General features: G+C 67.5%; 10 protein-coding genes. 7 read left to right on the top strand and 3 right to left on the bottom strand.

Going from position 1 to position 9,748, the window contains the following annotated elements:
- Nucleotides 1–615: 615 nt before the first annotated feature.
- A complete protein-coding gene (locus FJ091_08260; protein MBM4383353.1) occupies nucleotides 616–1,182 on the top strand; it encodes a hypothetical protein in 567 nt (188 codons plus the stop codon).
- Nucleotides 1,183–1,490: 308 nt separating this feature from the next.
- Here the strand turns inward: FJ091_08260 and FJ091_08255 are convergent, their stop codons facing one another.
- Nucleotides 1,491–3,194: an amidohydrolase family protein gene (locus FJ091_08255; protein ID MBM4383352.1), complete on the bottom strand. Its 1,704-nt coding sequence runs from the start codon at nucleotides 3,192–3,194 to the stop codon at nucleotides 1,491–1,493.
- Between the two features lie 179 nt (nucleotides 3,195–3,373).
- Here FJ091_08255 and FJ091_08250 point away from each other — a divergent pair, with 179 nt between their 5' ends.
- Both FJ091_08250 and FJ091_08245 read left to right on the top strand, forming a co-directional pair.
- Entirely contained in the window at nucleotides 3,374–3,652 is a 279-nt protein-coding gene (locus tag FJ091_08250) for a BrnT family toxin (GenBank protein ID MBM4383351.1), read from the top strand.
- Nucleotides 3,649–4,011: an XRE family transcriptional regulator gene (locus FJ091_08245; protein ID MBM4383350.1), complete on the top strand. Its 363-nt coding sequence runs from the start codon at nucleotides 3,649–3,651 to the stop codon at nucleotides 4,009–4,011. Before FJ091_08250 ends, FJ091_08245 begins: the two co-directional genes overlap by 4 nt.
- A gap of 305 nt (nucleotides 4,012–4,316) precedes the next feature.
- Here FJ091_08245 and FJ091_08240 read toward each other — a convergent pair whose 3' ends face one another.
- Together FJ091_08240 and FJ091_08235 are read right to left on the bottom strand one after the other, a co-directional pair.
- Complete coding sequence (locus FJ091_08240; protein MBM4383349.1) at nucleotides 4,317–4,982, bottom strand: TetR/AcrR family transcriptional regulator; 666 nt, start codon at nucleotides 4,980–4,982, stop codon at nucleotides 4,317–4,319.
- A gap of 3 nt (nucleotides 4,983–4,985) precedes the next feature.
- Nucleotides 4,986–5,843, bottom strand: coding sequence for an NAD(P)-dependent oxidoreductase (locus FJ091_08235; GenBank protein ID MBM4383348.1), 858 nt, complete (start codon nucleotides 5,841–5,843; stop codon nucleotides 4,986–4,988).
- A 96-nt stretch (nucleotides 5,844–5,939) separates the two neighbouring features.
- Between FJ091_08235 and FJ091_08230 the strand changes: the two genes are divergently transcribed.
- Genes FJ091_08230 through FJ091_08215 form a run of 4 tightly spaced genes read left to right on the top strand, consistent with a single transcriptional unit; the run spans nucleotide 5,940 to nucleotide 9,745 of the window.
- Nucleotides 5,940–7,295: a cytochrome P450 gene (locus FJ091_08230; GenBank protein MBM4383347.1), complete on the top strand. Its 1,356-nt coding sequence runs from the start codon at nucleotides 5,940–5,942 to the stop codon at nucleotides 7,293–7,295.
- 11 nt (nucleotides 7,296–7,306) lie between these two features.
- Nucleotides 7,307–8,056 (top strand): SDR family oxidoreductase, encoded by a 750-nt coding sequence (locus FJ091_08225; protein ID MBM4383346.1) that lies wholly within the window; start codon nucleotides 7,307–7,309, stop codon nucleotides 8,054–8,056.
- Between the two features lie 16 nt (nucleotides 8,057–8,072).
- Entirely contained in the window at nucleotides 8,073–9,551 is a 1,479-nt protein-coding gene (locus FJ091_08220) for an aldehyde dehydrogenase family protein (protein ID MBM4383345.1), read from the top strand.
- On the top strand, nucleotides 9,551–9,745 hold the full coding sequence (locus FJ091_08215; protein MBM4383344.1) for a ferredoxin: 195 nt from the start codon (nucleotides 9,551–9,553) through the stop codon (nucleotides 9,743–9,745). The genes FJ091_08220 and FJ091_08215 overlap by 1 nt, the downstream gene beginning before the upstream one ends.
- Nucleotides 9,746–9,748: the final 3 nt, after the last annotated feature.

Below are 9,748 nucleotides of genomic sequence, written 5' to 3'. Positions count from 1 at the left end.
TCCGCCTCGCGCAGAATCTTCACCATCTGCTCTTCCGTAAACCGACTCTTCTTCATGGGGGCTTCCTTTCCGTCGGAAGCCATTCTCTCTCAAGAATCAGTCGGTCCGAGAATCGGCCAGCAGGTCACGGTGTGCTCACCCGAAGCTCGAGCCGACGCCGAGTCCCTGCAGCACGCGTTCGACAGGCATCCCAGCATTTACATGAACATCGGGCCGGCTCTCTCGACCACCACAGACCGCACGGGCAAGAAGGCGATCCCAGATCGGGCGCTACTCAAGAAGTTAGGCCTACTCGGGGGTTGCATGCGGATCTATGTGTCGGTCCACGGACAGCCGTCGCACGCCGCCCAACAAGGCAATGACGCTGACCGGCCTCCGCTCACAGGTGCGCATCGAGCGGGGCCGTCGGCCTGCCGGTCCGGGGTCGCCGCGCGGCCGGCCTCCGGAGCACGCGTGGTAGGTTCACGGGCGGCCGGCAGCTTATTGCCGATCCGTTAGGCGGCCGCAGTAGAACGCCGCGCCCGGAGGTGTTCTCACTTGAGAAGGCTTTCGCGTGCAATCGCCGCCTTGGTCTTCTCGGGATGCCATCTGGGTGCAGCACCGGAGGCCGCGACCGTGAGCAATGAGGAGGCAGAGGCGACGCTCTCCGACTGGTTGGCTCATCCTATGGAGTTTGGGGTGAAGCCGAAGAGCGTCAGGTTCATCGAGACGATCCCCGCGACCATCGCAGGCGAGGCCGCGCCGATTCCAGTTCATGTCGTCGAGTACGAGATGCCCGACGGTTCGCGAGGCAAGGGCTTCGTGAATCCGATCACCTGGTCGTTCGCGGGCGACCTTCCATACGACAAGCTGACAAACCAGGACCTCGTGCTCGCGTACTCGGGGTTTGCGTTTCTCTTCAGTGCTCTTCACAACGGAACTGTGGAGAAAGATTTCGAGCCCGTTTCAGTCGGCGAGTTCCGCGCGTCGCTTGCAGAGAGGGGCCTTGGCTCAATCGAGATCTCCGAGCAGTATCGCGTCGGCGACTCGGAGTTCTTTTCTTTATCCGGACAGGACGCAAGCGGTGGCGTCGTCGGAGCAGGGTCTGTTGAGTCCTCGCTCGTTCTGAAGAAATCTGATCCGAAGGCAAGCTTGCCCGCGATCTACACATTCCTTGGCATGGTGATGCGCGACGAGTTGTAGGGCCCATGCTCTTGTCGGGCGCCGCGGCCTCGGGTTTTGTGATGGTGGGAGCATTGGTTCGGGCACCATGGAAGTGTGCTGCTACGTCGTCGACTTCGATGTCGCCAAGCGCGTGATCGAAGATGATCTCCAGGACAGCCAGTTCGCTGACTATTCGAGGATCTACGATGAAGGTGCGGCCTAACAAGGCGCTGCAGCTGAACGTCAAGGGCCGCGCTCCGATCCACCTCGGTAGAGTCTGGCGGCGCGCTCGGCGAGAGGGCGGCAGCCGACTTGATTCGGCTAGCGCAGCGGAGAAACCTGCACCGTCAACCCGACCGCCCGTGTCTCAGCAGCTTCCCCGGCGTCGCGCCCGTGCATACGCCGTCTTCGAACGTGATCTCGCCGTTCACGATCACGAAGCGGTAGCCGTCGGCTTTGCACGCGATGCGCCAGTCGCCGGCGGGGAAGTCGTGGAGGCGCCCGGTCGGCAGGATGCGTAGGCGCTCGAGGTCGTACACGAGCACGTCCGCAGGCGCGCCTTCGCGCAGGAAGCCGCGGTCCCGAATGCCGGCGGCGAGCGCGGGATATGCGGAGAGGCGCCAGTGCGCCTGCTCCAGATCCATGAGGCCGTTGTCGCGCACGAGCAGGCTCAGGAACTCGGTCGGGTAGCGGCCGAGCGTGAGGAACTTCATGTGCGCGCCGCCGTCGGACACGCCGGGGAGCGCGAAGCTCGAGTTCACGACTTCGCGCATCGCGGTCATGTCGATCTTCTGCGGCGGCGTCGCGAAGCGCGTGCGCAGGTCGTCTGCGAGCGCGAGGTCGAGCATCGCGTCGACCGGGTGCGCGCCGAGCTTCGCCGCGATCTCGCCGACCGAGAAGCCGACGTACTCGTCGAGCTCGCGCTTGCCGACCTCGCTCACGACGAGATCCGGAATCGCCGTGACGGTTGCGCCCACGAGCGTCTGCTTCGGGTCGAAGCTCGCGCGCAGCGCGTCGCGATGCGCGGCGTCGCGCATCTTCGCCGCGCGCTCGGCAGGCGTGCCCATCGTCACGGCGCGCCACGCGGGAATCGAGTCGAACAGGTTCCACTCGTCGAGGCTGAACTCGTAATTGTTCTGGCAGGTGAGCGCCTGCGCGAAGACGCGCAGCCCGCGCGCGTTGGCGTCGTCGATCCAGCGGATCACGTCGCGGTACTGGCCGTACGTGATGCCGTGCTGGTCCGCCGCGAGCACGAGCGCGTTCCATACGACGGGGCGCCCGCTCGCCTCGCACAATCTCTCGGTGAGCTTCGCGTCCGCGCCGATGACTTGGATGAAGCCGCGCCCCTTCTCGCGCAGCACGCCTGCGAAGAACACGAGGTCGTCGTGCGACATCGTGTCGGTGATCATGGGCGTGCCGTCGAAGTCGCGCTGCACCGAGTTCGGCCCTAACAGCTGCGCGGAGAAGCCGCAGCCGCCCGCGTCGAGCGCTTCGCCGAGCAGGCGCGCCATCTCGGCGCGCTCGCTCGCCGTCGCGCCGCGGCTCTTCGCGGCGTCGAGGCCCATCACGTAGGTCATCAGCGGGTTCAGCCCGACGTAGCTGAGCAGGTTCAGCCCCTTCGGCGTGCGATCGAGGCTGTCGAGAAACTCCGGGTACGTCTCCCAGTCCCACGGCATGCCCGCCGCCATCGTCGTCGCGCGCACCGCCTCGTTGCGCTCCATCGTGAGCATCGAGCGCGTGCGATCCGCGGGCTTCACGGGCGCGAAGCCGAAGCCGCAGTTTCCGATCACGACGGACGTGACGCCGTGCCAGCCCGAGATCGTGCAGTACGGATCCCAGAACACCTGCGAGTCGTAGTGGGTGTGCAGGTCGACGAAGCCGGGGCACACGATCTGCCCGCGCGCATCGATCACGCGCGCTGCGTCCGAGCGCGCGACCGAGCCGATCGCGGCGATGCGGCCGTCGCGGATCGCGACGTCCGCGGTGAAGCGCGGCGTGCGCAGCCCGTCGATCACGGTGCCGCCGGCGATGACGAGGTCGTAGCTGGGCATGCGCGCCTCCGAGCGAGCTCAGAGCCTACGCCGCGCTCAGCTCCCGCAACAACGCCGAGCGGAGCATCACAGGCCGGCAACTACACGGCGCGACAGCGGCCCCTCGCCTACGAAGACCTCGCGGCGGTTTGACGCCCTATGGGACGCACTCCATACTGTGTCGTGCTGTGGCGACTGTCATCGATGGCGACTTCGAGTGGGACGACAAGAAGGCCGAGTCGAATCTCGCGAAGCACGGCGTTTCCTTCCCCGAGGCGGCCACAGTCTTCGCAGGTCCAGCCGCTGTGTACCTCGACGACGGATCCAGCACGGATCGAGTCGTGATCCTCGGCCGATCGATCCGAGAGCGGTTGCTGTACGTCGTTCATGTCGAGCGTGGTGCGCGAGATCGAATCATCAGCGCGCGGCCAGCAACGCGCGCCGAGCGAGACGTCTATCAGACGGGAGGCAATCCATGAGTCAAGCAGCGAAGCGCCGGTCAGCGTCTGGAACCGAGCCTGTGCGCGTTCTCGGCCGTGGCCTTGGCGCTGCGCGCGGCGTCCATCTATCCCTGAAGACTTTGCGAGAGGCTGCCGGCAAGACGCAGGTGGATGTCGCCGAGCAATCCCTCATCGATCAAGCAGACATCTCGCGCCTGGAGGCGCGCTCGGATTTCGATGACTGCCTCGTCACGACGCTGCGGCGCTACGTCGAAGCGCTCGGCGGCACACTGGAGCTCGTCGCCCAGTTCGGGGACAAGCGCCTCGCCATCGCCGGTGCACAGAAGCCCGCGAACAAGGTGATGCGAGCGGCGGGCCGCAAGGCGAGCCGGCGCTGAGCGGCGAGCCGTGAATGGAGGAGACGCATGTCGACCCTCCACCTGATGGTTGGACTTCCATGCTCAGGGACTGCTCGGAAGAGCGCGAGGACCATCGCTCGGGGGCCCGGCAGCTCGGAGCGAGCAGCGAGATTCACTTCCAGGGCGTCGACCCCGAAGAGCTGATGCGGAGGTTGGCGCGAAGGAATGCGCAACTTTCGCCCGCAGCCTTCTACATCCCCGAACAGATGATGAAGGCTTGGGTTGCGTTCTTCCAAAGAACGACAGCTGACGAACTAGAACGCAGAGAGTGAATGCCGCGGCAGCTACGCCGCGCTCAGCTCCCGCAACAACGCATCCCGCAGCACCGCCAGCTCCCCATCGCGCTCCTGCGCGGCGTCGCCTTCGAGCATGCGCAGCGACGCGAGGCCCGCGAGCGCGGCGACGGTGAACTGCTGCAGCGCGATTGCGCGGCGGCGCGGCAGCTTCTCGCTCGCGAATACCTCGCGCCAAATGCGCGACCACGCCACTTCCATGCGCGCGCGCCAGTTCGAGCTGCGCGGCAGCGCGTCCGCGGCGTGAATGAGGATCTCGAACGTCGAGCGGTAGTGCGGGCTCGAGAAGTGCTCCCACGCGCGGTCCACGAACTGCGCGACGCGCTCCTCGAGCGGCGCCGAGTCGGGCACCTCGGCGAGCTTCGCGGCGAAACGCTCGAACGAGTCTTCGAGCACCGCGATCAGGATCCCGTCCTTGTCACCGAAGTGGTGCTGGGCCGCGCCCCACGTCACGCCAGCGCGCTTCGCGATCTGCGCCGCCGTCGTGCGCGCGAAGCCGAGATCGGAGATGCACGCATGCACCGCCGTGAGGATGCGCGCGCGCGTCTCGTTCGTGCGCTCGCTCTGGCTCCTGCGCTTGCGCTTCGCGCGGCTGCGGCTTGCACCACGTTTGCGCGCGTGCGAGCGCCGAGTTGTTACGGAGACGCCAGCCGCCACGCGCTACCTCTTCCCCGCGTCCTCGACGGCGTACACGCGCGCCATCAGCTGCGAAGCGAGCGCGGTGCCCGGCAGCGCAACGCCGCTATCGCGCGCGAGCTTCAGCGCCCAGGCGAGGTCCTTCTCCGCATTGAAGAGCTGCGTGCGCAGGAACTTCTTCATGCCGTCGCTGTTTCGCGCGGCCTCGGGCCCTTTGTGCAGCGCCATGAACTGGATCATCAGCTCGGTGATCTGGCCGTTGCCGCGCCCCGCGTCTTCGAGCACTTGTTGGGAGAGGCCGGCGGCTTTCGCGAGCGTGAGCGCCTCGAACGCGGCGATCCACTGCAAGTACGTGATCAGGTTGATGCACAGCTTCAGCTTCGCGCCGCTGCCGATCGCGCCGGCGTGCACGACGCGCTCGGCGCACACGTCGGAGTAGGGCTTCATGCGCGCGACGGCGTCCGCGTCGCCGCCCGCGAGGAGTACGAGCTTGCCCTGCACCGCGCGCGCGGCGCCGCCGGTCACGCACGCGTCGAGCAGGTCCACGCCCGCGGCGCTCGCCTCGCGCGCGAGTTCTTCAGCGGTCGCGGGCAGGATCGTGCTGTGCACCGCGATCACCGCGCCGCGCTTCGCGCCCGCGAGCACGCCGTTCGCGCCGCGCAGCACGGCGCGCACGTGATCGTCCTCGGGCACGCACACTCCGATCACGTCGCAGCCCGCTGCCGCAGCTGCGGGTGATGCCGCCGGCTTCGCGCCCTTCGCGACGCACGCCTCGAGCGCAGCGGGCGCGATGTCGTACACGGTAGTGTCGACGCCCTGCGCGGTGAGGCGCTGCATCATCGATGCGCCCATGTCTCCCAGTCCGATGTAGGCAACGCGCATCGCGCCCTCCTTCGCGCGGCACCGTATCACGGGGCGAGAGAAACATTGCACGCGAAATGTTTTGTCTGATAGCGTCGCTCGATCCCAGGAGCCCCCATGGCGCGAGCGATCCCCGAGCTCTCGGGCGGCGGAAGCCGCCTCGGCCATCTGCAGCAGCTTCGCCACGATCCGATCGGTTTGTTTCGCCGCCTGCGTGGCGAGTGCGGGGAGATCGGGAAGTTCCGTCTGCTGGATCGCGACGTGGTGTTCTTCACGGGCCCCGAAGCGCAGGAGGCGTTCTTCCGGCAGCCCGACGAGGTGCTCGATCCGCAGCCGACCTCGAACGAGCTGATGCGGCCGATCTTCGGCGAGGGCGTCGTCTACGACGCGCCGCCCGAGAAGCGGCGCGAGATGATTCGCTCGCCCGCGCTGCGCGACGCGAACCTGCGCGCCTCCGCCGAGGTGATCGCCGCCGAGACCGAGCGCATGTGCGACAAGCTCGGTGACGCGGGCGAGATCGATCTGCTCGATTTCGCCGCCGAGCTCACGATCTACACCTCGAGTTCGTGCCTGATCGGGAAGCCCTTCCGCGAGCAGCTCACGCCCGAGTTCGGTCGCCGCTACTTCGAGCTCGAGCTCGGGACCGACGGCATCGGCTACCTCAACTCGCGCGTCGACATCGAGAACTTTCGCAGCCGCGATCGCGCGAAGCGCCGCCTCGACGAGGTGATCGCTGGCATCATCGAGCAGCGCCTCGCGCAAGCGGACCCGCCGAAGGACCTGTTAGGGATCCTGCTCTCGCTGAAGCGCGACGACGGCTCGCTCAAGTACCCGCCCAAGATCATCAGCGGGATCTTGATCTCGACGCTCTTTGCCGGGCACCACACCAGCGCTGGCACGATGGCGTGGACGCTGGTCGAGCTGCTGCGCAAGCCCGACTACCTCGCGCGCGTGCAGCGCGAAGTCGAGCACATCTACGCCGACGGCCGCGACGTCTCGTATCAGGCGCTGCGCGAGATTCCACTCCTCGAGAACGCGGTGAAGGAAGCCTTGCGCCTGCATCCACCGCTGATTTGGCTCCCGCGCACCGCGCTCGTGGACTTCGCTTACAAAGACTGGGTCGTGCCGAAGGGCTCGATCGTCGCGATGTCGATCGCGCTCTCGAACCAAGACCCGACGTGCTTCGCCGACGCACTGCGCTTCGACCCGGACCGCTTCGCGCCGCCGCGCGAGGAAGACGTGAAGCATCCGTGGGCGTACGTGCCGTTCGGCGGCGGCCGCCACCGCTGCCTCGGCGCGAACTTCGCGACGATGCAGCAGAAGGCGATTTTCTCGGTGCTGCTGCGGCGCTTCGAGTTCGAGCTCAGCGCCGCACCCGGCAGCTACGTCGACAACTACTCGGCGATGGTCGTGCGCCCGCAGCAGCCGTTCTGCGTGCGCTACCGAAGCCGCAAGCTCGCTGCGGCGGCGTGAAGGAGATCGCGATGGAGCTTCCGGGACTGAGCGGCAAGGTCGCAGTTGTTACGGGCGCCGGTGGCGGCATCGGCGAGGCGTACGCGCGCGGGCTCGCGGCGCAGGGCACGCGCGTCGTGATCGCGGACATCAACAAGGACGGCGCCGAGCGCGTGGCGCGCGAGATCGGGGCGAACGCGCTCGCGATCGAGGTAGACGTCGCGTCGCCCGAGAGCACGCGCGCGATGGCGGAGCGCGCGGCCGCGCACTTCGGCGGCATCGACTTCCTCGTGAACAACGCCGCGCTCTTCGGCGGCATGAAAGTCGCGGCCTACATGGACGTCGACTGGGACTACTACACGCGCTTCATGAACATCAACGTCCACGGCGCGCTGCTCTGCGCGCGCGCGTGTGTGCCGCACATCAAAAAACGTGGCGGCGGCGCGATCGTGAACCAGAGCTCTACTGCGGCATGGATGGGCGCGGGCATGTACAGCCTCGCGAAGCTCGGCATCAACGGGCTCACGCAAGGCCTCGCGCGCGAGCTCGGGCCGCAGAAGATTCGCGTGAACGCGATCGCACCGGGGCCGACCGAGACGAGCGCGCTGCACTCGGTCGTGCCCGACGCGTTCATCAAGCCGATGGTCGCGGGCCTGCCGATCGCGCGGGTGGGCACGCCGCAGGATCACGTGCCGACGCTCTTGTTCCTGCTCTCGGACGCGGCGTCGTGGATCACCGGCCAAGTCGTCAACGTGGACGGCGGCCAGATCAGCCGCCCCTAACAATCGAGGTCATCTCGTGGCGCTCGCACCGCTCGCTCCCGGAACGCAAAATCTGATCGATGGCCGCCTCGTCGGCGCCAGCAACGGCGCGACGTTCGAGAACGTGAACCCCGCCACGGAAGAAGTGCTCGGCGTGACGGCGGACGGCACGAAGGAGGACATGGAGCGCGCGATCGCGGCGGCGCGGCGCGCGTTCGACGAGACCGCGTGGTCGCGCGACCCCGCCTTCCGCGCGAAGTGCGTTGGGCAGCTCTACGACGCGCTGAAGGCAGACAAGGAGCAGCTGCGCGCGATCGTCGTCGCGGAGGCCGGCGCGTGCGTGACGCTCACGGGCTTCATGCACGTCGACGAGCCGATCGAGATGATGAAGTACTGGGCGACGAAGGCGTCGTCCTACGAGTACGAGCGCACGATGAGCGACATCTCGTTCCTCGGTGCGCCGCAGCGCCGCTTGTTACGGCGCGAGGCAGCGGGCGTGGTGGGTGCGATCACGCCGTGGAACGTGCCGCTCTATCTCAACATCGCGAAGATCGGCCCCGCGCTCGCCGCGGGCTGCACGATCGTGCTGAAGCCCGCGCCCGACACGCCGTGGAGCGCGACGCACGTCGCGAAGCTCGCGGCGGAGCGCACCGACATTCCGCCGGGCGTGCTGAACATCGTCGCCTCATCGGACCATTTGTTAGGCGAGATGCTCTCGACCGATCCGCGTGTCGACGTCGTCACGTTCACCGGCTCCACCGCGACCGGCCGGCGCGTGATGGAGCGCGCCTCGGCGACGGTGAAGAAGGTGTTCCTCGAGCTGGGCGGCAAGAGCGCGAACGTGGTGCTCGACGACGCGAAGCTCGCGGCGGTGCTGCCCGGCGCGGCGATGACGTGCGTGCACGGCGGGCAGGGCTGCGCGATCACGACGCGCCTCCTGCTCCCGCGCTCGCGCTACGACGAAGGCGTCGCGCTCGTGAAGGCCGCGTTCGAGAGCTGGAAGTACGGCGACCCGACCAACCCCGCGCACCTGCAGGGCCCGCAGATCAGCAAGAAGCAGCAGGAGCGCGTACTCGCGTACATCGAGAAGGGCAAGCGCGAGGGCGCGAAGTGCCTGGTCGGCGGCGGAGTGCCGAAGCACTTGCCGAAGGGCTTCTACGTCGAGCCCACTTTGTTCGTAGACGTCGACCCGAAGATGACGATCGCGCAGGAAGAGATCTTCGGGCCGGTGCTCGCGGTGATTCCGTTCGCGGACGACGCGGACGCAGTGCGCATCGCGAACGACTCGATCTACGGCCTCTCGGGCGCCGTGCACAGCGCGAGCGAAGAGCGCGCGCTCGCGGTCGCGCGCGGGATTCGCACGGGCACGCTCAGCGTGAACGGCGGCGGTTGGTTCCATCCCGACACGCCGTTCGGCGGCTATCGCCAGAGCGGCCTCGGCCGCGAGAACGGCGAGCTCGGTTTCGAGGAGTACCTCGAGACGAAGGTGATCGGGCTGCCGGGGAAGAAAGCCTGATGCGCGTTCGCGTCGACGCGGACCTCTGCCAAGGCCACGGCGCCTGTAAGAGCGAGGCGCCCGAAGTGTTCGACGTGAACGAGCGGGACGGAGTCGTGATCGTGCTGCAAGTGAATCCGTCCGAAGCGCTGCGCGCGAAGGTGCAGGCCGCGGTGAGGTACTGCCCGACGCGCGCGCTCGCGCTCGAAGAGTGAAGC

This window comes from Deltaproteobacteria bacterium, assembly GCA_016875395.1.
GTDB lineage: Bacteria > Myxococcota_A > UBA9160 > UBA9160 > UBA6930 > VGRF01.
Note: the sequence above shows the minus strand (reverse complement) of the source record. Positions and strands in the feature narration are given on the sequence as shown.